Below are 208 nucleotides of genomic sequence, written 5' to 3'. Positions count from 1 at the left end.
AACTATGATAAGGTTGTCACAGCCGATGGTCACACATGGCTCTCATACATGACAGTGAGCGGTGCTCGTCGTTATGTTGATATTGCCGCAGCCAAGGCAGAAGGAAGTCAACCAGCCACAAAACCAAGTCTCCCAGAATCAGGTCGTTATACTTTCACAGGTCGTGCGTCAATCAAGGCAGAAGCTAAAGTTTCAAGCCCAGAATTAG

1 protein-coding gene is annotated in these 208 nt (G+C 47.6%); it reads left to right on the top strand.

The annotated features are described in order from the left end of the window. On the top strand, positions 1 to 208 hold a 208-nt coding region (locus tag AX662_RS00190), incomplete at both ends, for an SH3 domain-containing protein (protein ID WP_197414649.1).

Source organism: Streptococcus sp. CCH5-D3, from assembly GCF_001556435.1.
GTDB lineage: Bacteria > Bacillota > Bacilli > Lactobacillales > Streptococcaceae > Streptococcus.
This window is presented reverse-complemented; position numbering and strand designations above follow the sequence as displayed.